Raw genomic sequence first — 25,929 nt, 5'->3', positions numbered from 1 at the left:
CGTACGCGCGCCGGGCCTGCAACAGGAGACCGATCAAGTGGCCGAGGGCAACGGGTCCGGCGGCGAAAACCGTTCGGGCGAAGGCGACAGTAGCCCCGCGCTGTGGCGCATGGTCAAGGCACTGTTCCGTGGAAACGACCACGATCAGTCGCTGCGCGCACAGATCGAAGACGCAATCGCAGAACACGAAGGCGATCTGGGCACCGCCACCGACACCAGCGGCGATCTGGTCCCGCTCGAACGCCAGATGCTGCGCAACCTGCTGCATTTCAGCGAACACGACGCCGACGACGTGGCCATCCCGCGCGGGCAGATCGTGGCGGTGCCGGCGGGCGCCAGCTTTGCCGAACTGATCGCCGCGTTTGCCGAACATGGCCACAGCCGCCTGCCGATCTATGGCGAATCGCTCGATGAAGTGATCGGCATGGTGCACGTAAAGGACCTGTTCCCGATCGTGGCGCACATGGCCCTGCACGGGGGTACCGCGCCCGGCGACTGGTCGGGCCTGATGCGTCAACCGCTGTTTGTGCCGCAGGCCCGCGGCGCGCTGGATGTGCTGGGCGACATGCGCGCCAGCCGCACCCACCTGGCCATTGTCATCGACGAATATTCGGGCACCGACGGGATCATCACGTTCGAAGACCTGGTCGAGGAAATCGTCGGCGAGATCGAGGACGAACACGATGATGCCCCGGTCGACCTGATCCATTGCGTCAGCGAAGGGATCTGGGATGCCGATGCCCGCGCCGAACTCGACGAAGTGGGAAAAAGGGTGGATCCCCGGCTTGCCATCGTCGACGAGGATGTGGATACGCTCGGCGGGCTGGCCGTGGTGCTGGCGGGCGAAGTGCCGCCGGTGGGGCGCATTCTCGATCATGACAGCGGCTGGCGGATCGAAGTGACCGATGGGGACGAACGGCGCCTGACCCGGCTGCGGCTGCATGCGCCCGACTCCATCGACAAAGATACAGGAATGACCATCCGACCATGATCCGCCGCCTGCCCCCCTTGCGATCGCTCGAAGCGTTCATTCGCGTCGTGCGCGCCGGGTCTGCCAAGACGGCGGCGGCCGAACTGGCGCTAAGCCCCTCGGCGCTGTCGCGGCGGCTGGGTGCGCTTGAGGAATTCGTCAGCAAGCCGCTGTTCGAACGCAAGCACCAGGCGCTGAAACTGACCGAAGATGGCCAGGTGCTGTACGAGGCGGTTGCGCCGCTGATCGATGAAATGGCCGACCGGATCGACCGCCTGATCGACACCGGCAAGGGCATGCGGCTGCGGCTGGGCGTGCTGCCGCTGTTCGGCAGCCAGCGGCTGTTTCCGCGCCTTGGCGAACTGCGCCGGCTGCATCCGCAACTTCACATCGACATCGACAGCAGCCACGCCGCCGAAACCAAGCTGGGCGATACGCTGGATGCGGCGATCATCCTGTCCGAAGGGCCCGATGCGACGCTGCACGCGGTACGGCTCGATCACAACCGGGTCTATGCCATTGCCAACAAGGAAATGGCCGCCAGCCTGGGCGACCGGCCCGACCTCGACAAGCTGTCAAAGCAGACGTTCCTGGTGCACAACGACCTGCCGATGAGCTTTGAGGCGTGGAAACGCACGCTCCACCTCGAAAACCTGGAACCCCATGCCATCGATCATTTCGATTCGGGCCAGCTGATTCTGGAAGCCGCGGCGCAGGGCCTGGGCATCGCGATCATGCACGACGACCATTTTACGCGCAGCCACGATTCGCGGCTGGCGCGCGTCTACGACATCGAAGTCGACAGCCCCTACAGCTACTGGTTCGTGTGCCGCCCGCGCGCGCTGCAATCGCGCCCGGTGCGGCTGTTCCACGACTGGATGATCCGCGCAGGACTGTAATTCGGCGTTGCGCGCACTTGACCTAGCGCAAGTGCCCCGAAGCGATCAGTTCGGCCAGCTCGGGGGGCAGCGGCAGGTCCTGATGCGGTCCTGATGCAGGCTGTGCGGCCCCCATGGTGGTGGTGGTCGGCAGAACGCCGGCCCACACGGCGTGGTCCTGATCTTCGGGATCGCCCGGAGGGGCATCGCGCGTCTTTACGCTGGCCTCTTCGATGTCCATCCATAGCACGCTGGTGGCTTTCAGTTCCTGCGCGGTCATCGGCCGCAGGCTGTTCCATCGGCCGGGAAACAGATCATCGACCATGTGGCGCAGCGCCGCGGCCGTGTCGTCGGGATCGGTCATCACGTTTGCGCGTCCGAACACCATCGCCGAACGGTAATTGACCGAATGGTTGAACGCCGAACGCGCCAGCACATACCCGTCCATCAGGCTGACGGTCAGGCACACGCGCTGGCCCGGCACCTGGCGCAGGAACCGGCTGGCGGCGGACCCATGCCAATAGACGCGGTTGCCGTCGCGCCAGTGAAGCGTGGGTGTGACGTACGCTTCGCCATCGATCACATAACCGACGTGGCACAGCGGGCTGGCATCGAGCACGGCATGAACCGCCGCATGTTCGTGCATGCCGCGTGCGTGCATCCGGCGAATCCGGCTGCGTTCGGTAACAGGAAAATCGGTCATTGCGCCCCCGACCGATGCGTCGGCCGCAAAGAGGGTGCCGACGCATGGTTGCCCTACCCTATGGCCGGTGTGTAGAACCTGCAAGCCGGGGGTACGGACGCGCCGCGTGTTGTCGTTGAGAAAGGTACCACCATGCTGATACGTGCAGGATACGATATCGGGTTCGGAAGCACCCAGGCGGTGCCTGTCCTGGCCAACCTGTCGGTCCATGCCTCGCGCAACAAGGATCTGCGCACCGCGCAACGGATTTTCACCACGCCCGACGTTCCGCTGTACGATTATGTCGACAGTTTCGGCAATACCTGCACCCGCCTGACGATGCCCGCAGGCGGAATCACGATTTCGTGCGGATTCGTGATCGAAGATCCGTTCACGCCCGATCCGGTGGTGCCCGACGCGCGGCAGGCCGCACTGGCCGATCTGCCCGACGACGTGCTGATGTATCTGCTGGCCAGCCGCTATTGCGAAACCGACCGCCTGACCGATGCAGCGTGGAGCCTGTTCGGCCATGTGCCGCAGGGCTGGTCGCTGGTGCAGGCGATCGTGTCCTGGGTCCATGGCCATATCCGCTTTGACTATATGGCTGCGCGCCCGACCAAGACCGCGTTCGACGTGTTTCACGAACAGGCCGGCGTGTGCCGCGATTACGCGCATCTGGCGATCACGCTGTGCCGTTGCATGAATGTGCCGGCGCGCTACTGCACCGGATATCTGGGTGATATGGACCTGCCCGCGCCGATCGGTGACATGGACTTTTCGGCCTGGTTCGAAGTCTGGCTCGACAATCGCTGGTACGTGTTCGATGCGCGGCACAACACACCGCGCTGCGGTCGCGTGCTGATGGCGCGCGGGCGCGATGCCGCCGATGCGGCGCTGACCACCACGTTCGGCGCAGTCACGCTGACCCGGTTCGATGTCTACACCGACGAGGACCGGCTGGGCTGACATCGCCCTGGTCCTGCGGAACATACCGGTACCGAATTGATGCGGCGCACCGGCAGCCGCGTGCTAGAAGCCCCGGATCGCGCAACGATCCGGACCTTCGGCCAATCGTGGCCAAAGGGTCCTGTGCAGCACATGCTGCGCCCCGCCGCGACAGGACACCACCACCATGGCAAAATCACAAAAACGCAGCAATCGCGAAGAGCGCAAGCCCAAGGCGACCAAGACCAAGACGGCGCCGACCGCGCTGGCGCCCAATGACAACGCGCAGTTCAAGAACGCCGTGCGCGATCCCAAAGCCAAGCACTAAGGCAGCGTGGCCAAATTGCGCAGCACGACCGGCCTGCAAAAAGGACCTGGCCAGGCACAAGGCCGCAATCCGGTTTGAAAAGACCGCAGGGCGGCTTTTTCCGGCCGCGCCGTTCGCATCGTTGCGCCATTTCGCCCGATGATCACCCCTTCCCCAAAGCGGGGAAGGGGTTGCACGGTTATCCAGCGACCACTGTTGCCTTGTTGATCACGCCGGGCTTTGCCGGCGGTTCGCCCTTGGGCAGCGCGTCGATGTGTTCCATGCCGCTTTCGACCTCGCCCCACACGGTATATTGCCGGTCGAGGAAACGCGCATCGTCAAAGCAGATGAAGAACTGGCTGTTGGCGGAATTCGGATTCTGGGTGCGCGCCATCGAGCACACGCCGCGCACGTGCGGCACATCGTTGAATTCGGCCTTCAGATCGGGCTTCGACGAACCGCCCATGCCGGTGCCGTTGGGGCAGCCGCCCTGCGCCATGAAGCCCGGGATCACGCGGTGAAACTTCACCCCGTCGTAAAAGCCTTCGCCGGCCAGTTCCTTGATCCGCGCAACGTGGCCTGGCGCCTTGTCGGGCAGCAGGCGGATCACAACGTCGCCCGAATCGAGCGAGAATACCAGTTTTTCTTCGGCCATTGGTTCGGTCCTTTTCGCCAATTTGCGGCTGATATAGGGCGTTTGCGGGCATTGTCGACAGACAGATGTTCCTATCGGGCACCTTCCCTTTGCCGCCGGTGCCGCCTAGATCGGCGGCATGCCGTTGAACATGACCAAAGTCGCCTATGGCGCGCAGTCGCTGGAAGAAGTCCACGGCTGGTTTCAGACCCGCGGCGATCAGGCGCGGCTGACCACGCGCAACCTGCCGCGTCGCCATGCCGAAATGATCGGCGGTTCGGTTTACTGGATTTTCAAGCACCAGCTGGTCGCGCGGTCTGAAATCCTGGGCTTTGCCGAGGCGCCCGATGGCCGCACCGAGATCATCATCGCGACCCGCCTGATCGACGTCCACCCGCGCCCGCGCCGCGCGCACCAGGGCTGGCGCTATCTGGAAGAAGCCGACGCCCCAGCAGACCTTGGCAGTGGCGAAAGCGCCGACCTGCTGCCCCCCCAGATCGCCAGCGAACTGGCCCGGCTGGGGCTGGTCTAGGCGGTTTCCTTTGCCACCACGCGGCGCAGCGCATTGGCATAGGTCGCCGGGTCCTGCGCGCCGGGGATCAGGTATTTGCCATTGATGATCATCGCCGGCACGCCGGTGATGTTCCAGTCCCACGCCTGCTGTTCGCCGGCGGTGACGATCGCATCGAGTTCGGCGTCATGCAGCGCGGCACGGGCCGCGTCGGGATCGATACCCACCGATGCGGCGATATCGACCAGCACTTGCGCATCGCCGACATTGCGCCGCGCCTGGAAATGCGCGTCGAACAGCGCGTGTTTCAACCGGCCCTGCAGCTGCGGCCCGTGGTCGCGCAGCGCCATCACCAGCAGCTTGTGCGCTGCCCGCGTGTTCCACATCATCGCCGGCGGCGGATCGCCCGGCCCGGTGTAATCGAACGCATAGCCGGCCTGGCGCCCCACTTCGCGCAGGCGTTCGCGGCCTTGTACGGCTTCGTCGGCGCTGCGGCCATATTTGCGCATGATGTGCGCGCGCTGATCTTCGCCGTGTGCCGGCATGTCGGGGTTGAGCTCGAACGGGTGAAACCGGATCGTGGCGGCAACTTCGTCGCGCAGCGCCGACAGCGCGGTTTCCAGCTGGCGCGTGCCGATCACGCACCACGGGCACATCACGTCCGACCAGATGTCGATGGTGACCGGATGCGCGCTCATTGCTGCAACCACCAGCGCAGCAGATGATGCGCAATGGCAAAGGGCGGTGGCGCGATGAAGCCCGCCGCATCATCCCCGCGCATCGCCGCAATCACATCGTCGCGCGTGAACCAGCGCGCATCGTCCAGTTCGGTGCGGTCTATCGTAACCGCATCGTCATCGGCGAAAGCATGGCAGGCGATCATCAGCGACGATGGAAACGGCCAGGGCTGGCTGGCGACATAGCGCACATCGCGCACAACGATCCCAGCCTCTTCGGAAATTTCGCGCGCCACCGCCTCTTCGATGGTTTCGCCCGGTTCGACAAACCCCGCCAGCGCCGAATAACGACGCGGGGGAAAGCGGGGCTGACGGCCCAGCAGCAGGCGGCCCTGGTGCTCTACGGTCATGATTGTAACCGGATCGACCCGCGGAAAATGTTCGGCGCGGCAGGCATCATTGCTGCAACTGCGCTGCCAGCCGCCCTTTTTCAGCACGGTCGCATGGCCGCAGCGCGCGCAGAACCGGTGCCGCGCATGCCAGTCGACCAAGGCCTTGGCCGCGCCATAGATCGCCAGATCGGGCGGCGACAGCAGGCCCATGACCTGCCACAATCGCGGATCGGGCGGCGCTGTGCTGCCGGTACCCACCAGTTTGGGATCGACCGCCGCAAAACACGCGCGGCCATCGGGCGCCAGCCCCAGAAACACCAGCTCTGCCGTGGGATCGGCGTCGGCCAGAGTGCCCCAGTCGAGCCCGCCATCGGCGGCGATCTGCGGCGCAAGGCCGTCCATCAGCAGCAGCCGCGCGCGCCAGTTGGTCAGCCCCGCCAGCCTGTCCGGGTCCGACCGCACCGCATCGGCCCGGTCGATCACCGATCCCGAAAACGCGATGGTCACATCGGTCATGCAGGCGCCCTCAGCCCGCGCAGATCGGACCGCACCGCCATGGCGAATTCCTCGCCGATCGGCAGCGCGCCCGAAGGCATATACTGCACCCACAGCCCCGCGCTGGCGTTGCCGCGATAGCTGACAAAGCCGACCGTACCCGCCGCACCCGACCAGCCGAAGGTTCCGGCGTCATCGCCCACACCGACCCGGCCGCCGGCGCCAAACCCCGACGGGCGGCCAAACACTTTGGTGCCCGCAAGCGCGGGCGGCAGCAGATCGCTGGTGCCGATGCGCACCGCGCGCTCGTTCATCACGCGCCGTCCATCGAGCATGCCGTAATTCAGCACCATCTGCAGGAACCGGTCGTAATCGCGCGGCGATGTCACCAGACCGGCGCCGCCGAACGGATAGGCCGGTGGATCGAGATAGATCGATTTGGCTGCGGGATCGATCGGCACCAGCTTGCCGTTCAGCATGCCGTAATTGGTGGTCAGGCGCGCGGCATTTTGCGGCGCGACCTGGAAACCCGAACTGGTCATGCCGCAAGGGCCAAAGATGCGTTCGGCCAGATAGGCGTCGAACGGCTTGCCCGTCACGACTTCGATCACCCGACCCAGCAGATCAAGCGACACCGAATACGACCACTGCGTGCCCGGTTCATAGACCAGCGGCATTTCCGCCAGCTTGTCGGCAAATTCGGCCAGGCTGGGCAGAACCTTGCCGACGGTCAGGCCCGGGATCGCAAAGTGGCTGACTTCGGCGGGGACCAGCCCGTTGGTTTCGTAGGCGGTCTTGATCGGCCCGGTCTGGATGATCGAATAGCCAAGCCCCGATGTGTGGGTCAAAAGGTGGCGGATCGTGATCGGCGTTTTGGCCGGACGCACATCGGTCAGCGATCCGTCGGGCGTGACCTGCACCTGCATTTTTGCATAGCGGGGCAGAATATCGGCCAGCGGTGTATCGAGCGTCAGCTTGCCTTCGTCGATCAGGATCATCGTGGCCATGCCGGTGATCGGCTTGGTCATCGAATAGGCGCGATACAGGCTGTCGGCATCGGCCGGTCGCGGATCGCCCAGCGTCTGCACCCCGCGCGCGATCACCGATTGCATGCCGCCGCGGTTGATCAGCGACACAACGCCGGGCAGCTTGCCGCCGTCGACATAATCCGCCGCCAGTTTCGCCAGATGGGGATAGAGCGCTTGTGCATCGGGCGCGGCAAAGGCCATGCGCGGCATAAGGCCCACACCGCCGGCCAGCATCGCGCCACCCAGAAACCCGCGCCGCGAAACCGCGCTTGTGAAACCTTGTGCAGCCATACGTCTCCCCATCATTGTGCTATCGTTGGGCCGATGCCAGCCGCGCCGCCTTGGCAAACACGGTGGGCAACCCTGCCTCGTCGATCCGGTCAATCGGCCAGAATTCGCCATCCGGCCCGCATGGCAGAGGTTGGACCAAATTGTCGCCCGCGCAAAGCATCAATTGCAGATCCAGATCGAAATGGGTGAAGCCGTGGCGCACCACCCCGGCGGGCCGCCAGTCGCCCACAAACGGCGGCATGCCGTGGCCATCGGCGCCCGCATTCCAGCCATCATCGGGCAACGCGCGCATGCTGCCCAGCATGCCCCGATCCGGCCGGCGCACCAGCCACACCGCGCCGTGGCGTTCGATCCACCAGGCATGACCGGTGCGCTGCGGCTTGGCCTTTTTGGCAATCTTTGCCGGCAGGGTTTCGGCCAGCCCCCGCGCCAGAGCCCGGCAATCGTGGCGCAACGGGCACAGCAGGCAGCGCGGATTGCGCGGCGTGCACACCGTGGCGCCCAGGTCCATCATGGCTTGCGCAAAATCGCCTGCGCGCCGGTCGGGGGTGATCGACGCGGTTGCCGTGCGGATCGCCGGGCGTGACGCAGGCAGGGGTTCGACAATCGCAAACAGCCGCGACACCACGCGTTCGACATTGGCGTCAACCACCACCGCCGCGCGTCCGAACGCGATCGCCGCCACCGCCGCCGCGGTATAGGCGCCCAGCCCCGGCAGCGCACGCAACGCCGCCTCGTCATCGGGAAAGCCGCCGCGACGCGCCACTTCGCGCGCACACGCGATCAGGTTGCGCGCCCGGCTATAATACCCCAGCCCCGCCCAGGCGGCCATCACATCGGCCTCGTCCGCCGCCGCCAGCGCCGCCACCGTGGGCCAGCGCGCCACGAATTTGGCGAAGTAGGGCTGGACCGCGGCCACGGTGGTCTGTTGCAGCATCACTTCGGACAGCCACACGCGATACGGATCGGGTGGCGGCGCGCCCGGCGGGCTGCGCCAGGGCAGGATGCGCGCGCTGCGGTCATACCATTCGAGCAAGGCAAAGGATGGGGATCGATCGGTGTGAGTGCTGGCCTGCATCGCGCGGCTATGGCATGGGATTGCAGGTTATGGAACGCAAACGCACCGGCCCCGGGAACGACAGCGCCACCCCGCGCGCGTACGAACGCGCGCGCGGCGGAGAGGCGCGGATGATCGGCGATCTGATGCCGGCAATCGGCCGCACCGCGTTTCGCCGGTTCGGTTTTGTCCAGTCAAGCGTGGTCACGCGCTGGCCCGAAATTGTCGGCGCCGCGCATGCCCGCCATTGCGCGCCCGAATCGATCCGTTTCCCGGTGGGGGAAAAATCGCAAGGCACGCTGCATCTGGTGGTCAGCCCGGCGCACGCCCCGATCATCCAGCATGTGATCCCCGAAATCATCGAACGCGTGAACCGGTTCTTTGGCTATCGCGCGGTGGCACAGGTACGCATGCGCCAGGGCGTGGTTGCTGCCCCGCGCGGGGCCCAGCCCGCCGCCGCACCGCCGTCATTGCGTCCGGTGCCGATCGAGCTGGGCGACAGCCTGCGCGATGTCGGCGATCCTGAATTGCGCGCGGTGCTCGAATCGCTGGCACGCAGCCTTGATCAGATGGCCGAAAATGGGGCAAAGACGGTGCGCAAGCCGCGTTAGCGCCGACGAAGGCAGGAACAACAGGATATGGCAATGCTGAAGACCCTGGGACAATCCATTAGCTTGGCATTGGTTGCCGCACTGATGCTGATCACGCCCCGGGGGATGGCCCAACCGCCGGCCCATGCCGCACCGCGCACCGCAGCGCATACCGCCAACTGGAATGCCACGGTCACGCGCACGCCCGACGATGGCTATATCCTGGGCAATCCCAATGCGCGGGTGCATCTGGTGGCCTATATCAGCTATACCTGCCCGCATTGCGCCGCGTTCGAGCAAGAGGCGCGCGCGCCACTGGCGATCGGCATGATCGGCCCGGGCAAGGGATCGCTTGAAATCCGCCCATTCCTGCGCAACGGCCTCGATGTCGTCGCCTCGCTGCTGGCCGAATGCGGGCCACCGTCGAAATTCTATGGCAACACCCAGCTTCTGCTGGCCCGGCAACGCGAATGGCTGGCCCCGATCGACAAGCTGACCGATGCGCAAAAGGCGCGCTGGGATGCGCCCGGTTTCGGCGAAAAGATGCGCGCCATCGCCTCGGACCTTGGGCTTTATGCCCTGATGGAACAGCGCGGTTATGACCGGACCGACCTTGACAAATGCCTGGCCAACGAGGTGCTGGCCGACCGGATTGCCAAGCACACCCAGCAGGCCGCCGAAAAGGATGGCGTGAACGGCACCCCCGGATTTCTGATCGACAATGTGCTGGTTGCCGACACGTACAACTGGGCAGCGCTCAAGCCCCAGCTTGAAGCGCGCCTGCACTGATCCTTGTTCCTTGTCCCGGCCGCCCCTGCCGCCCTTTTTGCCGAAAGCCCGATGATCCGATGAAACCGATCCATTTTGCCCTTGCCGCCGCCCTGATGCCGCTTGCCCTCGGCCTTGGCGCCTGCGGCAAGAAGACTGATGCGCCTGTGGTGGCCGACACGGCCCTGGCCAAAGTTGCGCCGCCCGCAGGCAAGCAATGGAGCGATGTGATCACCGCGACGCCCGATGGCGGCTATCGCATGGGCAACCCCGATGCGCCGTTGAAACTGATCGAATATGGCGCGCTGACCTGTTCGCACTGCGCGGCATTTTCGACCGAAGGCTTTCCCACGCTGCGCGACGATTACGTGAACAGCGGCCGGGTCAGCTACGAACTGCGCTTTTTCCTGCTCAACCAGTTCGATGTGCCTGCGGTGCTGCTGGCCACCTGCAACAATGCGCCCGACACCGTGATCCCGATGGCCGAACAGTTCTGGGCCTGGCAGCCGACCATGTTCAACAACCTGAAGGCGGCGGGTGACGATGCGCAGAAGGCCCTGCAGGCGATACCTGCGTCACAGCGCCCGGCGGCGATCGCCCGGATGGCAGGCATGAACGATTTCTTTGCCCAGCGCGGGATCGCCACCCCGCAGGGCGCGCAGTGTCTGAGCGATGCCGGCCGCGCCTCGAACCTCGCCGCGCAGACCCAAAAGGCGCAGAACGACTTCAACGTAACCGGCACCCCGGCGTTCATCCTCAACGGCCGCAATCTCGAAGTGGCCGCCTGGGAGGGGCTTGAACCCGCCTTGAAAAAGGCCGGCGCGCGATAAGGCGCGCGGACGACCATGCAGTTCAAACGGCTTCGACTGTCGGGCTTCAAAAGCTTTGTCGAGCCGGCTGAACTGCGCATCGAACCCGGCCTGACCGGGGTCGTCGGCCCCAACGGCTGCGGCAAATCAAACCTGCTCGAAGCGATCCGCTGGGTCATGGGCGAAAGCTCGGCCAAGGCGATGCGCGGCGGCGGCATGGACGACGTGATCTTTGCCGGCACCACGCGCCGCCCAGCGCGCGATTTCGCCGAAGTCACGCTGAGCGCGCAAGTCGATACCCCCGGCGCCTATGGCACCGAACTGGAAGTGGTGCGGCGGATCGAACGCGGGGCGGGCAGCGTCTATCGCGTAAACGGGCGCGATGTGCGCGCGCGCGACGTGTCGCTGGTGTTTGCCGATGCCGCCACCGGCGCGCACAGTCCGGCGCTGGTCAGCCAGGGGCGGATCGCCGCCGTGATCGCGGCCAAACCGACCGAGCGGCGCATGATGCTGGAAGAGGCAGCAGGGATTTCGGGGCTGCACGTACGCCGTCGCGATGCCGAAACCCGGCTGCGCGCGACCGAGACAAACCTGGCCCGGCTCGACGATCTGGTGTCGGGGCTGGAATCGCGGATCGGCGCGCTGCGCCGTCAGGCGCGCGCCGCCGAACGCTACAAGGCATTGAGCGACCAGATCCGCCTGACCGAGGCGCAACTGGTTTACGCCCGCTGGCGCGATGCCGCGCACGCCGCCGATGCCGCCCGCGCGGCGCTGACCACGGCCGAAGCGGCGGTAACCGCGGCCCAGGCTGCAGCGCAGACCGCGCAGGCCGAACAGCACCAGGCCGCCGCGGTGCTGGCGCAAACCCGCGAAGACCTGTTTGACCGGCGTCAGGATGCGGCCGCGCATGGCCAGCGCATGGCCGGATTGGCCGCACAATTGCAGGCAGCACAGGACCGACTGGCCGATATCGACCGCCAGATTGCCCGGATCGACAGCGATCGCGACCAGGCCGATCGCCTGTCGCACGACGCGGCCGAGGCGCAAGGGCGGCTGGCGCGCGATCTGGCGCAGGCCGAGACCACGCTGAAAGACGAAGAAGAACGCCGCCCGCAGGCGCGTGCCACCCGCGACCGTGCCGAAGCCGACAGCCGCAATGCCGAACTGGCGCTGGCCACCGCCACCGCCGAACAGGCCGGGACCGATGCCGAATGGCGCGTTGCCGAAGCCGCGGTAACCGCCGCGCGTCAAGCCTTGGCGCGCACCGAGGCCGACGCCGCGCGCATCGCCGCACAGGCAGCGGCGCTGTCGCGTGAACCCGACCCTGCCTTGCGCCTGGCCGAGGCCGAAACCGCGCGCGACACCGCCGCGCTGGCGCTGGCCTCTGCGCGCGCGGCACGCGGCGCATTGACCACGCAACGCGAAGCATTGGTCAATGCGTGTGACGCAACCGCCCAGGCATTGGCTGCCGCGCGCGCGGACTGCGCAGGGCTGTCGCGCGAAGCCGAAGCGCTGGCCCGCGACAAGGCCGCGCGCGACAAAGCCGCCGCGCAACAAGACCGCGGGCCCACCGCGCTGTCGGCCACGCGCGTGGCGCCAGGATACGAACGCGCATTGGCCGCCGTGCTGGGGCGCGATGCACGGGCGCCGCTGGGTGCGGCGCCTGGTCAGGATGATGGCCGGTTCTGGACCGGCGCCCCGTCGTGTGTGCCCCTGCCCGATGCGCTGGCGCACCAGGTGACGCGGGCGCCTGCCGAACTTGGCGCCAGACTGGCGCGGGTGATCGTCGCCGATCGCGACGATGGGCGCGCACTGGCACCGGGTGAATGGCTGGTCACGCGCGCCGGGCGCCTGCGCCGCTGGGACGGATTTGTTGCCGCAGGCGAAGGCGCGGCCGAGGCGGCGCAGCTTGAAGCGGAAAACCGGCTGGTCGAGGTGCAGGCGTTGTTGCCCGCGCGCCAGGCTGCGCTTGACGAAGCCACGCGCGCCGACGCCGCCGCGCGCGCCGATCTGGCGGTGGTGCAGGCCGATCTGGCCGCCACCGAACACGCATTGGCGCAGGCCGGCGATGCCGAACGCGCCGCCTTGCGTGCATGGGACGCGGCGCAAGGCGCGCTGGGCCTGCGCCAGACGCGCAGCGCCGAACTCGATCGCGCGCGTGCCGATTGCGAACAGCAGCGCGCGCTGGCCCTGGCCGAACTGGCCGCTGCCGAGGCGCGCCGCGGCGCATTGCCCGATCCCGCCGCCGGCCGCGCCGCGCTCGAGGCGGCGCGCGCGCAGAATGGTGCCGCGCGCGTGGCGCTGCAAACCGCCAGCGCCACGCTGGCCGCGTCGGACCAGGCGATTGCCGTGGGGCGCGAACGGCTGTCGGCGCTGAAGAACGACATCCGCAACTGGCAATCGCGCGCCACCGATGCCGCGCGGCGACTGGCCGACATGGTCACCCGCGCCGAAGACCTGGCCGCCGAACGCGCAGTCCACGCCGCCAGGCCCAAGACCCTGATCGCCGAAATCGACGCGGGCGAGGCCACGCGCGATCGCCTGGCCACCGATTTTGCCGCAGCCGAAGCGGCGCAAACCAGCGCCGATGCCGCCAGCCGCGCGGCCGACCAGGCGCTGGCAGCCGCGACCGAGGCGCTGGCCGCTGCGCGCGAAGCGCGCGCAGGCCTTGCCGCACGCGCCGAAAACGAGGACCAGCGGCGACAGGAAATGGCGGGTATTTCGGGCGAACGGTTCCAGTGTCCGCCGCCGCTGTTGCCTGCAAAACTGGGCTTTGCGGGCGACGATGTCGGCCCCGCCGCGGCAATCAACACCGAACACGACCGGTTGACGGGTGAACGCGAACGGCTGGGGCCGGTCAATCTCGTTGCGGCCGACGACCTGGCGAGCGCCGAAGACGAACACGGCACCACAACCCGCGATCGCGCCGAACTGATCGAAGCGGTCGGACGGCTGCGCGGATCGATCGGCGCGCTGAACCGCGAAGGACGCGAACGCCTGCGCGCCGCGTTCGAAGCCGTCGATGCGCATTTTCGCCGCCTGTTTGCCGGTCTGTTCGATGGCGGCGAAGCGCATCTGGCGCTGATCGACAGCGACGATCCGCTTGAGGCGGGGCTGGAAATCTTTGCCCAGCCACCGGGCAAGCGGCTGCAATCGCTGACCCTGCTGTCGGGCGGGGAACAGGCGCTGACCGCGGTGGCGCTGATCTTTGCGCTGTTCCTGACCAATCCCGCGCCGATCTGCGTGCTCGACGAAGTCGATGCGCCGCTGGATGATGCCAATGTCGAACGGTTCTGCGATCTGCTGGATGCAATGGTGCGCGAAACCCGCACCCGCTATCTGATCGTCACGCACAACGCCGTGACCATGAGCCGGATGCACCGCCTGTTCGGCGTAACCATGGTCGAACGCGGCGTATCCCGCCTGGTCAGTGTCGATCTGGGCGGCGCCGAACAATTGCTGGCATCGGCCTGAATTCGGCCGCCGTCGGGCAGGATTTACCGGGTTATCCCCACCACAAAACAGGCCGCCGCCATCAGCAGTCCGGCAAAGCGGTTGGCGCGGAACCGTCGCAGGGCGCCGTCGCCGTCATCAGGGTTGAGCGTCAGCGCCTGCCAGCCCAGATGCAGCGCCACCGGCGCCAGCGCCAGCAATGCCAGCGGATCGGGCCGCATCAGCCAGATCGCCCCGCCCCACCCCGTCAGCGCCAGCGCATAAAGCGCGATGACACCCGTGCGCACATGCCGCCCGAACGACAGCGCCGACGATCCGATGCCCACCAGCGCATCGTCTTCGCGATCCTGGCACGCATAGATCGTGTCATAACCCATGCACCATGCCCAGCAGCCGCAATACAGCGGCACCAGCGGCAACAGATTGCCGAACCCGCTCGCCTGGACCCACCCGGTCGGCGCGCCCCAGGTGAACACCAGCCCCAGCCACGCCTGCGGCCAGCCGGTGATCCGTTTCATGAACGGATAGGCCGCAACCAGCACCAGGCTGCCCAGCGCAACAATCTTTGCCTGCCAGTGCAATTGCAGCAGCACGATCAGCCCGGTGCCGGCCAGCACCATGATCCACACCCACGCGGCGCGTTGCGACACCGCGCCGCTGGCGATCGGGCGCGCGGCCGTGCGCGCCACCCGTGCATCGAGATCGGCATCGACAATATCGTTGTAGACACAGCCCGCGCCGCGCATCGCGATCGAACCCAGCAGCAGCCACGCGACCATCGCCCACGACATCGTCGCACCCGCCAGAAACAGCCCCCAGGTGCAGGGCCAGAACAGCAGCCACCACCCGATCGGCCGGTCAAACCGCGCCAGCAGTGCATAGTGCCGCCACGGCAAGGGCAGCCTGGCGACAAAGCCCTTGTACTGGCTGTCGGGGACGATTGCGTCGGTCATGGCGCCATCTCCTGCGCTGCCGCGCGCGCCAGGGCAAGCCCGATTGCCGCGCGCGTCGTGCTGCCCTACCAAGGCTGCGATGACCGAACCGCTTCCCGCCACCCCCGCCTGGCCCCCGAAATCCGCGCCGCGCCTGTTTGTCCCCGGCCCGCTGGACCAGACGTCGGCAATCGCCATCGCGGGCCCGCAGGCGCATTACCTGTTGCGCGTGATGCGCCTGACCGAGGGCGCCTGTGTGATCGTGTGTGACGACATCACCGGCGAATGGGTGGCGCAGGCCGAACAGGTGGGCAAACGCGATCTGATCTTGCGCTGTGTCACCCGCCTGCGCCCGCGCGAACCGGTGCCCGATTTCTGGCTGTGCCCGGCGCTGTTGAAAAAGGACCGGTTTGACTGGGTGCTGGAAAAGGCCTGCGAACTGGGCGTGGCGCAGATCCGCCCGGTGCTGACGCGGCGCTGCGTCGCCGACCGGATCAACCCCGACCGCGTGCGCGCCACGCTGATCGAGGCCGCAGAGCAATGCGCACGCACCGCGCTGCCCACCTGCGACAGCCCGGTGCCACTGGCCGCGCTGCTGGCCGATTGGCCTGCCGCGCGCGCGCTGTTCTTTGCCGATGAAACCGGCGGGCAACCCGCCGCCGCCTGCTTTGCCGCGCACCGCGGCCCCGCGGCACTGCTGATCGGGCCCGAAGGCGGGTTCGACGATGCCGAACGCGCCGCGATCCGCACCCACCCCGCCGCCGTGCCGATTACGCTGGGGCCACGCATCCTTCGCGGGGAAACCGCCGCAATCGGGGGCACCGCACTGTGGATGGGCACTGCCGGCGACTGGTCCGCGCCGCAGATCGCATCGGGCATTATCGAATAAGTTGTAGCGCGAAACCCAATCGCACAGTAACGGATGCGCGCATGAGCACGCGACAGGAATCCGACACCAACGAACCCCTGATCGAGAGCCGCGAGGCGCTCATTGCACCGATGCAGAAGGGCGAAAAGCCGCCAGAGGCCTGGCGCATCGGCACCGAGCACGAAAAATTCGTCTATCGCAAGGCCGATCACCGCGCGCCGTCGTACGACGAGCCCGGCGGGATCCGCGATCTGCTGGCCGGCCTGGGCGAATTCGGCTGGGAACCGGTTGTCGAAGGCGGCAATGTGATTGCGATGAGCGGGGCCGACGGCGCGATCAGCCTGGAACCGGCAGGACAGTTGGAACTGTCGGGTGCGCCTTTGGAAACGCTGCACCAGACGTGCGAGGAAACCGGGCGCCATCTGGCACAGGTCAAGTCGGTGGGCGACAAACTGGGCCTTGGCTATCTGGGCCTGGGGCTGTGGCCCGACAAGACCCGCGCCGAACTGCCGGTGATGCCCAAGGGCCGTTATGCGATCATGCTGCGCCATATGCCGCGCGTCGGCACGATGGGCCTCGACATGATGCTGCGCACTTGCACGATCCAGGTCAATCTGGACTATGCCAGCGAAGCCGACATGGTGAAAAAGTTCCGTGTCAGCCTGGCGCTGCAGCCTCTGGCCACCGCGCTGTTTGCCAATTCGCCGTTTCTCGAAGGCAAACCCAACGGATACCTGTCGTACCGCAGCCATATCTGGTCGGACACCGATCCGCAGCGCACCGGCATGCTGCCGTTCGTGTTCGAGGACGGGTTCGGGTATGAACGCTATGTCGACTACATGCTCGATGTGCCGATGTATTTTGTCTATCGCGATGGCAAATACATCGATGCGGCCGGCCAGTCGTTCCGCGATTTCCTTGATGGCCGCCTGCCCGCGCTGCCGGGGGAAAAGCCGCGCAAGTCGGACTGGACCGATCACCTGTCGACCGCCTTTCCCGAAGTGCGGTTGAAATCGTTTCTCGAAATGCGCGGCGCCGATGGCGGCCCGTGGAGCCGGATCTGCGCGCTGCCCGCGTTCTGGGTCGGCCTGCTGTACGACCAGGGTGCGCTCGATGCGGCGTGGGATCTGGTCAAGGACTGGGACATGGCAGGGCGCGAACGCCTGCGCGCCGAAGTGCCGCGGCTGGCATTGAACGCACCGTTGCCCGGTGGCGGCACCTTGCGCGACATCGCCGGCGACGTGCTGGCGATTGCGCGCCAGGGCCTGGCTTCGCGCGCGCGGCTGAACGCGGCGGGCGACAACGAAACCGGGTATCTGATGCCGCTGGAAGAGGTGGTCGCGCGCGGCCGCACCTCGGCCGAACAGTTGCTCGATCTGTACAACGGACCATGGGGCGGCGATCTTGGCCGGATCTATGGCGAATCAAGTTTTTAGGGATAGCGCGATGATTCTGGTGATCGGTACGTTCCGCATGCCGCCCGAAAAACTGGCGCAGGCCCTGCCCGCGGCGCAGCGCGTGGTTAACGCCACCCGCGCCGAAGACGGCTGCGTGGCCTACAGCTATGCGCAGGATCTGTTCGATCCCGGCCTGATCCATGTCAGCGAAAAATGGCGCGACCGCGCCGCCTTGCAGGCCCATTTCAAGTCGGCGCACATGCAGGCCTGGATGGCCGAACGCGCCGATCTGGATCTGAGCGACCGCGATATCCGCGTGTTCGAAAGCGACGAGGGCGCGGCGGTCTAGGGTCAGGACCCTTTGCGGGGGCGTCGGGCGGCCAGCCATTGCCCCGCGCGCACCAGCGGTGCCGTGATCGGGCCATGATCGCGCATCCAGGCGTGATAATCGCGGTATTTGGCATCTTCGGCCAACAGATGCGCCTCTTCGGTGCGCGCGCGCCAGTAATAGACCGCGCTGACCAGGCCCAAGGTCACCGTGTTGCGAACCGCATCGACCCAGGAATGGCTGGTCGCCAGAAACGGCAGCGTGGCCAGCCACCAGAAGCTGTTTTTCGACAGATAGGCGGGATGGCGGGTCCAGGCATAAGGGCCGTTGGTAATTACCCCGCGATAGGTCAGGTTGGAAAAACGCAGCCCGAACGCCACGGTCGCCCAGGCGTAGATCGCGGTAAGCACCACCAGCAGCCCCGCCCACAGCCACAACAACGGCGTGCGCCCCGCCAGCCAATAGCTCCAGTCGGCGGTGTTCTGGTGATAATCGAGCACCGCGCCGCCGCCCATCGGGCTGAACGGGGGATAGCACAGCAGCGCCGCCAGCCACCCGGCCAGCAACGGATTGGCGGTGCGGATCTGCGCATCGAGCGGCTTGATCGTCAGCAGATAGCCGACCATCGCGATCTGCACATCGACCATGAACATGAAATCGATCGTTACCGTGCCGATCGTTACCGGATCGCTGGCGATATGCGCGAAATCGGCCCGGACCTCTTCGGTGAAACCGATCGTCACGATCGACAGCATGAACGCGATGAAAAACCCCTTCACCGCCCAGGCGCGCAGATGATGCGCAACGTGCGCCGGGTCAAAAGACTCGCGCCCGATCAGCATTGCGCCGAAATGCCACGCCGCGTCGCGCGGATCGACCAGCACACGATCCAGCCACAGCACATAGGGGATCGCCCCCAGAAACAGCACCGGCGCAGCATAGCCCAGCACATCCATGGCATAGAGATAATTGCCCCGCCAATACCACCGGCCAAGGCAATAGATCGCCGCGATCAGCGCCCAGGTTGCCCACAATCCGGCCAGCTTGGTGATCGACACATCAAGCGTTTCGCCAAGCGCCCGAGGCGCGCTCCAGTCGATCCCGGTCGACGCGCGCCGATGCACTTTGTCGACCAGCAGCGACCATGCGACCATCGGCAGACCCGACGCGATCAATGCCACCAGCGCGGCGTTGGGCCCCGACAGCGGCGCATGCGGCCCGGGCAGCGCCAGCATGTCACCGATCAGGCCCCAGTTGCGACAGACCAGCAACCAGACCACGAGCCCCGCCAGTCCTGACAATCCGACGCCGGCCGAGACATCGCTGACAGGGCGCGGCGGGCGCGGCGAAAGGGAACGCGGGTCGGTCATGACCCACCCGCCATAGCCGCCAAGCTCCCAACAAAGGATGAAGCCGGGAACCTTGCGATCCCCGGCTTCATGATTTTCAACGGCAGACCGCCAACCGCCTTAGCGATAGGCGGTGATCCGCCCGCTGTTGTCGAGCGCGTAAAGCGTGTTGTTGGCAACCACCGGGGCCAGGGTAAACCCGGCTTCGGCGCGGAACACCTTGGTCAGCTTTCCATCGTCGACCGACGCCGTGGCGATATCGCCTTCGGAACTGGCCACCCACAGGCGGTTGCCCGCCAGGACCGGGCCGGTCCACAAGATATCGCCCTTTTTCTTCTTGATCACGTGCCAGCGCGGCAATTGCGACAGCCAGCGCACTTTGCCGCTGCCCTTGGTGATGCACAGCAGCTTGTCTTCATCGGTCAGCGCAAAGATCCATTCGCCGGCGATCGCCGGGGTGGAAATGCCCGCCAGATTAAGCTCCCACACGCGCTGTCCGGTCACCAGTTCGTAGGCGGCCATGCGTCCGCCCTGGCCCAACGCATAGACCCGGCCATTGTCGATGATCGGATCGGCATCGATGTCGGTCAGGATCGACACCGACGTGGCGATCGAGGTGCGCGCCAGCGCGTCGTTCCAAAGCTGGCGTCCGTTTTCATAGCGATAGGCGACCAGTTCGCCCGAAGAATAGCCGGCCACGATCGTGCCCTGCGCCACCGCAGGCGCGGCCACGCCAAACACGCCGGTCTGCGCCAGCGATCCGGATTCGTTCCACTGGGTCGCACCATCGGCCGCGTTGAGCGCGGCAATCTGGTTGTCCTGCGTCATCACGATGACCGAACCGTAACCGACCGCGGGCGAACCGCGCAGCGGCCCCAGCGGCTTTACCCGCCACTTGATCTTGCCCTTTTCGGCATCGAGCGCGGCCACTTCGCCAAGCCCGGTGGTGATATAGACCACGCCATCGTCATACGACGCGCCGCCGCCAAACACCGACGAGGTGTCGGCGGGAATGTCAAAGCTGGTTTTCCACAGCTCGTGGCCGGTGTCGGCGTTGAACGCGCGCAGCACGCCCAGCGTGTCCATCACGAACAGTTTGCCATCGCCCACCACCGGCGCCGCAGCCAGCCGGCGCAGCGGCGATGAACCCGAGATATTGGCCGTCCACAGCTTGTGCAGATGGTCGCCCAGCGCCAGATGGCCATAGGACTTGGCAGCGTTACCGCCACCCTGGCTCCATTCGGTGTTCACCTGCGGGGTGGGCAGCACCACCGCCACGCTTGCCAGCGCATCGTCGACTTTGGTCCCCGCCTCGATCCGCGACAGGATCGGCACGCGCGTCCCGGTGGTCGGCGTGGTCTTGACCTTGTGCTTGTGGCCGCCGCAGGCACCCAGCGCCAGCGCCAGCGCCGCCACCGCGGTGATCGCCAGCGCGCGACGCGCCACCGACGGTTGCGAATTGGTCATTGTGTCAATCGGCATGCGCGTTCCCGGCATCATTGTGTCCTGATCGTTCATTGCGCAACCGGCTGCCCGGCCGACGAAAGTTCCGGCCCCGGATCGGCGCCCAGTTGCAGCGCCAGCTGGCGGACCCGGCCGCGCAACGACGACGGCACCCCGGTATCCTTGGCCATGGCGGCAAACATCGCGCCGGCCTCGGCCTTGTGACCCAGCTTCATCTGCGCCACCGCCACCAGTTCGCCCGCGCTGCCGAACCACGGCGTGCCCGGCACGGCCAGCGGCTTCAGCTGGTCGATCACGTCCTGCGGCTTCATCGAATCGAATTTCGTTGCCACTTCGCGCACCTTTGCAAGATCGCGATAGGGCTGCGGCGCAGAGGCATCGGCCGCGACCGCGGCAAAGATCTTTGCGGCGTCATCGGGCTTTTTGCGATCGAGCGCAGCACCCCCTTCAACCAGCCGGGCCGCCGCGGCATAGCCCGGGCCGCCGGTCGCTGCGATCTGGTCAAGGCTGGCCCGCGCCGGGTCCCAGCGGCCTGAGGCAACCTGATCAAGCGCAACGGTAAACGCCTCGGCCCTGGTGCCGGCGACTTGCGCGACGTGGTTGGTCCACACCATCCACCCGGCCAGGGCCAGCAGCAGTGCCAGAATGGCGCTGCCGATCACGGTGCCATAGCGGCGAAACAGGCGCACCGCGTCATCTTCGCGCAGGGCATCGTCGACTTCGCGCAGAAACACCTGTTCCTGCGCCGCGCGGCGTTCGTCCTTGCGATCGGAAAGGTTCGACGGGTTCTTAGGAATCAGGGCCAAGAGAAAGGCTTTCGGATCGGCTGGAACGGATGCCGTGAATACAGACGGTGATCGGGCGGTTTAGCGAAGCGCCGCGTCAATTCAACCTCAATGACGACAGCCGGCCACTGCTCGTCGCACTTCGCACCGCGATCGGGGTCAAATTTCAGCCAAATTCGGGCCTGCCCAGCGCTGCACCATACAATTGCGCATAGCGCGCGGCCATCGCCGCCTCGTCAAAGGTGGTTTGCGCCCGCGCGCGATTGGCCGCACCAATCCGTGCGCGCAGGTCTGCATCGGCGCCCAGCCGCATCAGTGCCGCGGCCAGCGCCGCCTCGTCGCCGGCCGGCGTAATCAATGCGGCGTTTTCGTCCGAGACCATCTGCATCACGTCGCCAACCGCCGGGCTGGCCACGGCAAGGCCCGCCGCCATCGCCTCGATCACCGACAACGGTGCCTGTTCGCTGTCGGACGACAGCGCAAACAGGTCGAACAGGCCGATCGCCGTGGCGGGATCACCGACATGACCCGGCAGATGCACCCGGTCCGACAGACCCAGCCGCCGCGCCTCGGCGGCGATTGCTTCGCGTTCGGGGCCATCGCCCACGATCACCAGTTGCCAGTCGGGCGCCATCGCAGCAAACGCACGCACCAGCCGCGGCAGGTTCTTTACCCGACGCAGCCCGGCCAGCGTGCCCAGCCATTTGGTTCCCGGCTGTTTGACCGCGCCGGGCAAGGCATCGGCGCGCGGTTTTCGGCGCGCCGGGGCATAGCGCGCGGTGTCGATCCCGTTGGCGATGCGGTGCACCCGCCCCGACGGCTGCGCCCAGGGGCCAAGCGCGATCGATTCGAGCAGGTTCGACGGCACCACCAGCGCGTGCGCGCGCGCCAGCGCCAGGCGGCGGTACCAGTTGCGTTGCCATTTCAGGCCTTGCGCCTCGTCGGCGTTGAAGCCGTCTTCGTGGTGGATCAGCGGGGCCAGGCCCTGCATCGGCCCGAACAGCGCGTGCGCCATGCAGGCATCCATCGCCCCCCAGTTGTAGGTCAGGATCAGGTCAAAACCGCGCATCGCACGCGCCAGCGTCTGCAACCGCCGCACCCCGAACCGGCCTGCCAGCGGGGGAAATCCGAACGGGTAATGCACCGCGATGCCGGGCGCGATCAGATCGCGTGCGCCCATCGCCTGGGGCATGGCCGACACGATCGAATGGCTGGCCGCAGGGCCGAACCGGTTGATCAGCGCCACCGCACGACGTTCCTTGCCGCCTGTGGCAAAGGTTGAATGCAGGTGCAGGATATGCGGCGGACGGCCGGTCACGCCGCCGCGTCCTGCGGGCACCGCGCCGATGGCCCGGCGTTGCTTTGCCAGATAGAGTCGAAGCGTGCGCCCATGGTCTGACCGGTTGCGGGCAAAGCCGACGATTCGCAAGCCACCATTGGGCAAAAGCTTGCGCCCGCGCAGCTAAACCCGCACAAGCAGCGCAATGACCGACCCTGCCTATCGCCCCGATCCGCGTATCCTGAGTTTGGCACCGTGGTTGGGCGATCCGGTGCACGCGGCCGATTTTCCCGAAACACGGCTGCGCTGGCGCAACGACCGTGCCGCCGCGCACGTCGGCCTGGCCGGGCTCGATGATGCGCAATGGATTGCCCATTTCGGCCGGTTTGTGCCCCTGCCCGGCAATCTGCCGCAACCTTTGGCGCTGCGCTATCACGGCCACCAGTTCCAGGTGTACAACCCCGATCTGGGCGACGGGCGCGGATTTCTGTTTGCGCAAGTGCGCGATGACACCGATCGCCTGCTAGATCTGGGCACCAAGGGATCGGGGCAGACCCCGTGGAGCCGGCAGGGCGATGGCCGCCTGACGCTGAAGGGCGCGGTGCGCGAAGTGCTGGCAACCGAAATGCTCGAAGCGCTGGGGGTCAACACCAGCCGCACGCTGAGCGTGATCGAAACCGGCGAAAACCTGTGGCGCGGTGACGAGCCTTCGCCCACCCGGTCGGCGGTCCTGGTGCGGCAAAGCCACGGACACATCCGGATCGGCACGTTTCAGCGCCTGCTCGCGCTTGACGCCCGCGACGAGATGCATGCGCTGATCGACTATTGCCTGACCACGTTTCCGGGCCCCGCCGGAACGGACGGCGCCAGCCCGGCCGCGCGCCTGCTTGAACACGTGGTCGAACGCCTGGCCGATCTGGCCGCGCAATGGATGGTCGCGGGCTTTGTCCACGGCGTGCTCAACACCGACAACATGAACATTTCGGGCGAAAGCTTCGACTATGGCCCCTGGCGTTGGCTGCCGCGCTGGGATGCGAACTTTACCGCCGCCTATTTCGACCACCAGAAACTCTATGCCTTTGGCCGCCAACCGCAAACGCTGCACTGGAACTGCGGGCAATTGGCGGTTGCGCTGCGGCTGGTCGAACAGGCACCGCCGCTGATCACGGCCCTGGGCCGTTTTCCCGAAGTGTACCGTGCTGCCATGGCGCGCCGCTGGTGCTGGCGGCTGGGGGTGATCCCGCGCGGCGTCGATGAAGACAGCGCGATGATCGCGGTGTGCGAAAAGACGATGGTTGATACAGCCCAGGGCCCCGACGCGTTTTTCCACGCGCATCGCGGCGGGCGCGCGGCGACCGGCATTCTGGCCGAGGCGCTGGCCGCGTATCAGCCCGCGCATGGCGAACATCCATATTGGTCCGATGATCTTGCGCAAACCCTGTTGATCGACGATGTGGAGGCGATCTGGGCAGACATTGCCGAACACGATGACTGGGGCGCGTTTCACGCCAAGGTTGCCGCTATCCGGCGCATGGGACAAGCCTGCGCACCGGCTCTGCCGCCGGCAGGACACGCGGCAGCGGATTTGTAGACGCAAGGCAGGATGGATCGGCAAGGCGTGGCATCGGGCACACTCATTTCCCACGAACCGGCAACCGGGGCGCCGGTATGGACCGGGCCGGTTGGCGATATCGACGACGCGGTGGCGCGCGCACAACGCGCGTGGCCGGCCTGGGCGGCGCAGCCGCATTCCAACCGCATCGAGCTGGTGCGCCGTTTTGCCAACGCACTGCGCCGCGAACACGATCGTCTGGCCACGTTGATCGCGCGCGAAACCGGGCGCCCCTTGTGGGAAACCCGCGGCGAGGTCGAAGATGCGGTGGCCCGGGTCGAAGTGGCGGTGCGCGCTTATGCCGATCGCACCGCACAGCGCCGGCTGGACAGCGCCTTGCAGGGCAGCGCCGCACTGCGCCACAAACCGCACGGCGTGCTGGCCGTCATCACGCCTGCAAGCAGCCCGGTCGCGGCGCCGGTGGCACAGATCGTACCGGCGCTGATCGCCGGCAACGTGGTGGTGTTCAAACCCTCGGAACGCGCGACTGGCAGCGCCGAGCTGCTGGTGCAATGTTTTCACCGCGCCGGAATTTCGGCGACCGTGGTGCAGATGGTGGCAGGTGGCCCCGACGAGGGCAAGGCGCTGGCCGCGCACGACGACATCGACGGCGTGCTGTTCACCGGGTCGGCGCATGTGGGGATTGCCATCAACCGCAGGCTGGCGGCCAATCCCGGCAAACTGGTCGCGCTGGAAATGGGCGGCAACAATCCCATCGTGGTGTGGGATACGCCCAAGATTGCCGATGCCGCGGTGCTGGTGGTGCAATCGGCCTTTGCCAGCGCAGGACAACGCTGCACCTCTGCACGCCGGCTGATCGTGCAGTCCGCGCTGGCCGATGATCTGATCGAAGAGGTGCGCCGCCTGGCCGACCGCCTGATCGTGGGCGCCCCGTTCGACGATCCGGCGCCGTTCATGGGACCGGTCATGGACAATCGCGCGGCCGACGGCCTGACCGAAAGCTTTGTCTATCTGCTGTCCAATGGCGGGCGCGCGATCAAGCACCTGGTCCGGCTGGACGAGGCCAACCCGTTCCTCAGCCCCGCAATCATCGATGTGACGCGGATGAATGAACGCCCCGATGTGGAACTGTTCGGTCCGTTGCTGCAAGTCGTGGCGGTGGATGATTTTGAGGGCGCGATTGCCGAGGCCAATGCCACGCGGTTCGGCTTGTGCGCTGCGCTGGTCGGCGGATCGCCGCAGGATTACAACCGGTTCTGGTCGCAAGTGCGCGCCGGGGTCATCAACTGGAACCGGCCGACCCACGCCCATTCGACGGGCGCACCGCTGGGCGGTGTCGGCCTGTCGGGCAACCATCGCCCGGCGGCCTATTACACCGCGGATTCGTGTGCCTATCCGGTGGCATCGGCCGAACTCGATCAGCCAAGGGCGGGGATCGGCGTCGGCCTGAAGGACGTGTAGCCCCGG

At 66.6% G+C, this 25,929-nt stretch carries 25 protein-coding genes; 14 read left to right on the top strand and 11 right to left on the bottom strand.

Annotated features, from left to right (window positions below):
- Positions 1–37: 37 nt before the first annotated feature.
- The gene (locus G404_RS17905) at positions 38–991 is read left to right on the top strand and encodes a hemolysin family protein (protein WP_036520227.1); all 954 of its coding nucleotides are present in this window, start codon (positions 38–40) and stop codon (positions 989–991) included.
- Positions 988–1,869, top strand: a complete 882-nt coding sequence (locus G404_RS0103525; protein WP_051280100.1) for a LysR substrate-binding domain-containing protein — start codon at positions 988–990, stop codon at positions 1,867–1,869. Before G404_RS17905 ends, G404_RS0103525 begins: the two co-directional genes overlap by 4 nt.
- A 22-nt stretch (positions 1,870–1,891) precedes the next feature.
- Here the strand turns inward: G404_RS0103525 and G404_RS0103520 are convergent, their stop codons facing one another.
- Positions 1,892–2,551 carry a pyridoxamine 5'-phosphate oxidase family protein gene (locus G404_RS0103520; RefSeq protein ID WP_028639869.1) on the bottom strand — a complete coding sequence of 220 codons (660 nt, stop codon included), beginning with the start codon at positions 2,549–2,551 and terminating at the stop codon, positions 1,892–1,894.
- A gap of 132 nt (positions 2,552–2,683) precedes the next feature.
- Between G404_RS0103520 and G404_RS0103515 the strand changes: the two genes are divergently transcribed.
- Positions 2,684–3,496: a transglutaminase-like domain-containing protein gene (locus tag G404_RS0103515; RefSeq protein ID WP_028639868.1), complete on the top strand. Its 813-nt coding sequence runs from the start codon at positions 2,684–2,686 to the stop codon at positions 3,494–3,496.
- A gap of 166 nt (positions 3,497–3,662) precedes the next feature.
- A complete protein-coding gene (locus G404_RS20590; protein WP_169719678.1) occupies positions 3,663–3,803 on the top strand; it encodes a hypothetical protein in 141 nt (46 codons plus the stop codon).
- A 178-nt stretch (positions 3,804–3,981) separates the two neighbouring features.
- Here G404_RS20590 and G404_RS0103505 read toward each other — a convergent pair whose 3' ends face one another.
- Positions 3,982–4,437, bottom strand: coding sequence for a peptidylprolyl isomerase (locus G404_RS0103505; protein WP_028639867.1), 456 nt, complete (start codon positions 4,435–4,437; stop codon positions 3,982–3,984).
- A 118-nt stretch (positions 4,438–4,555) separates the two neighbouring features.
- Between G404_RS0103505 and G404_RS0103500 the strand changes: the two genes are divergently transcribed.
- Positions 4,556–4,948 (top strand): DUF1489 domain-containing protein, encoded by a 393-nt coding sequence (locus G404_RS0103500; protein ID WP_028639866.1) that lies wholly within the window; start codon positions 4,556–4,558, stop codon positions 4,946–4,948.
- Here the strand turns inward: G404_RS0103500 and G404_RS0103495 are convergent.
- From G404_RS0103495 to G404_RS0103480, 4 genes are read right to left on the bottom strand one after another with little or no spacing between them, the layout of a single operon-like run.
- A complete protein-coding gene (locus G404_RS0103495) occupies positions 4,945–5,625 on the bottom strand; it encodes a DsbA family oxidoreductase (RefSeq protein ID WP_028639865.1) in 681 nt (226 codons plus the stop codon). The genes G404_RS0103500 and G404_RS0103495 overlap by 4 nt on opposite strands.
- On the bottom strand, positions 5,622–6,512 hold the full coding sequence (gene nudC / locus G404_RS0103490) for an NAD(+) diphosphatase (protein ID WP_028639864.1): 891 nt from the start codon (positions 6,510–6,512) through the stop codon (positions 5,622–5,624). Before nudC ends, G404_RS0103495 begins: the two co-directional genes overlap by 4 nt.
- Positions 6,509–7,810 (bottom strand): serine hydrolase domain-containing protein, encoded by a 1,302-nt coding sequence (locus G404_RS0103485; protein ID WP_036520223.1) that lies wholly within the window; start codon positions 7,808–7,810, stop codon positions 6,509–6,511. The genes nudC and G404_RS0103485 overlap by 4 nt, the downstream gene beginning before the upstream one ends.
- Before the next feature lie 19 nt (positions 7,811–7,829).
- Entirely contained in the window at positions 7,830–8,888 is a 1,059-nt protein-coding gene (locus tag G404_RS0103480; RefSeq protein WP_028639862.1) for an A/G-specific adenine glycosylase, read from the bottom strand.
- A 29-nt stretch (positions 8,889–8,917) separates the two neighbouring features.
- Between G404_RS0103480 and G404_RS17900 the strand changes: the two genes are divergently transcribed.
- The 4 genes from G404_RS17900 to G404_RS0103460 all read left to right on the top strand — a co-directional run bounded on the left by G404_RS17900 (position 8,918) and on the right by G404_RS0103460 (position 14,508).
- A complete protein-coding gene (locus G404_RS17900; protein WP_051280098.1) occupies positions 8,918–9,478 on the top strand; it encodes a DUF721 domain-containing protein in 561 nt (186 codons plus the stop codon).
- Between the two features lie 63 nt (positions 9,479–9,541).
- Positions 9,542–10,246 carry a thioredoxin domain-containing protein gene (locus tag G404_RS0103470; RefSeq protein ID WP_245584375.1) on the top strand — a complete coding sequence of 235 codons (705 nt, stop codon included), beginning with the start codon at positions 9,542–9,544 and terminating at the stop codon, positions 10,244–10,246.
- A gap of 95 nt (positions 10,247–10,341) precedes the next feature.
- Entirely contained in the window at positions 10,342–11,055 is a 714-nt protein-coding gene (locus G404_RS0103465; RefSeq protein ID WP_245584374.1) for a thioredoxin domain-containing protein, read from the top strand.
- Positions 11,056–11,070: 15 nt separating this feature from the next.
- Positions 11,071–14,508 (top strand): chromosome segregation SMC family protein, encoded by a 3,438-nt coding sequence (locus G404_RS0103460; protein ID WP_028639859.1) that lies wholly within the window; start codon positions 11,071–11,073, stop codon positions 14,506–14,508.
- A 23-nt stretch (positions 14,509–14,531) separates the two neighbouring features.
- Here G404_RS0103460 and ubiA read toward each other — a convergent pair whose 3' ends face one another.
- Positions 14,532–15,440: a 4-hydroxybenzoate octaprenyltransferase gene (gene ubiA / locus G404_RS0103455; RefSeq protein ID WP_028639858.1), complete on the bottom strand. Its 909-nt coding sequence runs from the start codon at positions 15,438–15,440 to the stop codon at positions 14,532–14,534.
- 79 nt (positions 15,441–15,519) lie between these two features.
- Between ubiA and G404_RS0103450 the strand changes: the two genes are divergently transcribed.
- The 3 genes from G404_RS0103450 to G404_RS0103440 are packed head-to-tail and all read left to right on the top strand — an operon-like array spanning position 15,520 to position 18,033.
- Complete coding sequence (locus G404_RS0103450) at positions 15,520–16,308, top strand: 16S rRNA (uracil(1498)-N(3))-methyltransferase (protein ID WP_028639857.1); 789 nt, start codon at positions 15,520–15,522, stop codon at positions 16,306–16,308.
- A 41-nt stretch (positions 16,309–16,349) separates the two neighbouring features.
- Complete coding sequence (locus tag G404_RS0103445; RefSeq protein WP_028639856.1) at positions 16,350–17,723, top strand: glutamate--cysteine ligase; 1,374 nt, start codon at positions 16,350–16,352, stop codon at positions 17,721–17,723.
- Positions 17,724–17,733: 10 nt separating this feature from the next.
- Entirely contained in the window at positions 17,734–18,033 is a 300-nt protein-coding gene (locus tag G404_RS0103440; RefSeq protein WP_028639855.1) for a putative quinol monooxygenase, read from the top strand.
- 2 nt (positions 18,034–18,035) lie between these two features.
- Here the strand turns inward: G404_RS0103440 and G404_RS0103435 are convergent, their stop codons facing one another.
- The 4 genes from G404_RS0103435 to G404_RS0103420 form a co-directional block, all read right to left on the bottom strand.
- The gene (locus G404_RS0103435) at positions 18,036–19,382 is read right to left on the bottom strand and encodes a methyltransferase family protein (protein WP_028639854.1); all 1,347 of its coding nucleotides are present in this window, start codon (positions 19,380–19,382) and stop codon (positions 18,036–18,038) included.
- Positions 19,383–19,481: 99 nt separating this feature from the next.
- Positions 19,482–20,843, bottom strand: a complete 1,362-nt coding sequence (locus G404_RS0103430) for an outer membrane protein assembly factor BamB family protein (RefSeq protein ID WP_245584373.1) — start codon at positions 20,841–20,843, stop codon at positions 19,482–19,484.
- A gap of 32 nt (positions 20,844–20,875) precedes the next feature.
- Complete coding sequence (locus G404_RS17895; protein WP_036520218.1) at positions 20,876–21,631, bottom strand: tetratricopeptide repeat protein; 756 nt, start codon at positions 21,629–21,631, stop codon at positions 20,876–20,878.
- A 145-nt stretch (positions 21,632–21,776) separates the two neighbouring features.
- Positions 21,777–22,928 carry a glycosyltransferase gene (locus G404_RS0103420; protein ID WP_028639852.1) on the bottom strand — a complete coding sequence of 384 codons (1,152 nt, stop codon included), beginning with the start codon at positions 22,926–22,928 and terminating at the stop codon, positions 21,777–21,779.
- A 166-nt stretch (positions 22,929–23,094) separates the two neighbouring features.
- Between G404_RS0103420 and G404_RS0103415 the strand changes: the two genes are divergently transcribed.
- Positions 23,095–24,480, top strand: coding sequence for a protein adenylyltransferase SelO family protein (locus G404_RS0103415; RefSeq protein ID WP_028639851.1), 1,386 nt, complete (start codon positions 23,095–23,097; stop codon positions 24,478–24,480).
- A gap of 27 nt (positions 24,481–24,507) precedes the next feature.
- Entirely contained in the window at positions 24,508–25,923 is a 1,416-nt protein-coding gene (locus G404_RS0103410; RefSeq protein ID WP_028639850.1) for a succinylglutamate-semialdehyde dehydrogenase, read from the top strand.
- Positions 25,924–25,929 lie beyond the last annotated feature (6 nt).

Source organism: Novosphingobium acidiphilum DSM 19966, from assembly GCF_000429005.1.
Taxonomy (GTDB): domain Bacteria; phylum Pseudomonadota; class Alphaproteobacteria; order Sphingomonadales; family Sphingomonadaceae; genus Novosphingobium; species Novosphingobium acidiphilum.
The sequence above is the reverse complement of the archived record's forward strand: the minus strand, read 5'-3'. Positions and strand labels throughout refer to the sequence as shown.

Bases quoted from the DNA above. Each gene is read 5' to 3' on its own strand.
- G404_RS0103435 (WP_028639854.1), bottom strand. From the start codon at position 19,382: ATGACCGACCCGCGTTCCCTTTCGCCGCGCCCGCCGCGCCCTGTCAGC.
- G404_RS0103480 (WP_028639862.1), bottom strand. From the start codon at position 8,888: ATGCAGGCCAGCACTCACACCGATCGATCCCCATCCTTTGCCTTGCTC.
- G404_RS0103445 (WP_028639856.1), top strand. From the start codon at position 16,350: ATGAGCACGCGACAGGAATCCGACACCAACGAACCCCTGATCGAGAGC.
- G404_RS0103450 (WP_028639857.1), top strand. From the start codon at position 15,520: ATGACCGAACCGCTTCCCGCCACCCCCGCCTGGCCCCCGAAATCCGCG.
- G404_RS0103460 (WP_028639859.1), top strand. From the start codon at position 11,071: ATGCAGTTCAAACGGCTTCGACTGTCGGGCTTCAAAAGCTTTGTCGAG.
- nudC (WP_028639864.1), bottom strand. From the start codon at position 6,512: ATGACCGATGTGACCATCGCGTTTTCGGGATCGGTGATCGACCGGGCC.
- G404_RS0103520 (WP_028639869.1), bottom strand. From the start codon at position 2,551: ATGACCGATTTTCCTGTTACCGAACGCAGCCGGATTCGCCGGATGCAC.
- G404_RS0103500 (WP_028639866.1), top strand. From the start codon at position 4,556: ATGCCGTTGAACATGACCAAAGTCGCCTATGGCGCGCAGTCGCTGGAA.
- G404_RS0103525 (WP_051280100.1), top strand. From the start codon at position 988: ATGATCCGCCGCCTGCCCCCCTTGCGATCGCTCGAAGCGTTCATTCGC.
- G404_RS0103440 (WP_028639855.1), top strand. From the start codon at position 17,734: ATGATTCTGGTGATCGGTACGTTCCGCATGCCGCCCGAAAAACTGGCG.
- G404_RS0103485 (WP_036520223.1), bottom strand. From the start codon at position 7,810: ATGGCTGCACAAGGTTTCACAAGCGCGGTTTCGCGGCGCGGGTTTCTG.
- G404_RS0103415 (WP_028639851.1), top strand. From the start codon at position 23,095: ATGACCGACCCTGCCTATCGCCCCGATCCGCGTATCCTGAGTTTGGCA.
- G404_RS0103515 (WP_028639868.1), top strand. From the start codon at position 2,684: ATGCTGATACGTGCAGGATACGATATCGGGTTCGGAAGCACCCAGGCG.
- G404_RS0103495 (WP_028639865.1), bottom strand. From the start codon at position 5,625: ATGAGCGCGCATCCGGTCACCATCGACATCTGGTCGGACGTGATGTGC.
- ubiA (WP_028639858.1), bottom strand. From the start codon at position 15,440: ATGACCGACGCAATCGTCCCCGACAGCCAGTACAAGGGCTTTGTCGCC.
- G404_RS20590 (WP_169719678.1), top strand. From the start codon at position 3,663: ATGGCAAAATCACAAAAACGCAGCAATCGCGAAGAGCGCAAGCCCAAG.
- G404_RS0103430 (WP_245584373.1), bottom strand. From the start codon at position 20,843: ATGCCGATTGACACAATGACCAATTCGCAACCGTCGGTGGCGCGTCGC.
- G404_RS0103465 (WP_245584374.1), top strand. From the start codon at position 10,342: ATGCCGCTTGCCCTCGGCCTTGGCGCCTGCGGCAAGAAGACTGATGCG.
- G404_RS0103505 (WP_028639867.1), bottom strand. From the start codon at position 4,437: ATGGCCGAAGAAAAACTGGTATTCTCGCTCGATTCGGGCGACGTTGTG.
- G404_RS17900 (WP_051280098.1), top strand. From the start codon at position 8,918: ATGGAACGCAAACGCACCGGCCCCGGGAACGACAGCGCCACCCCGCGC.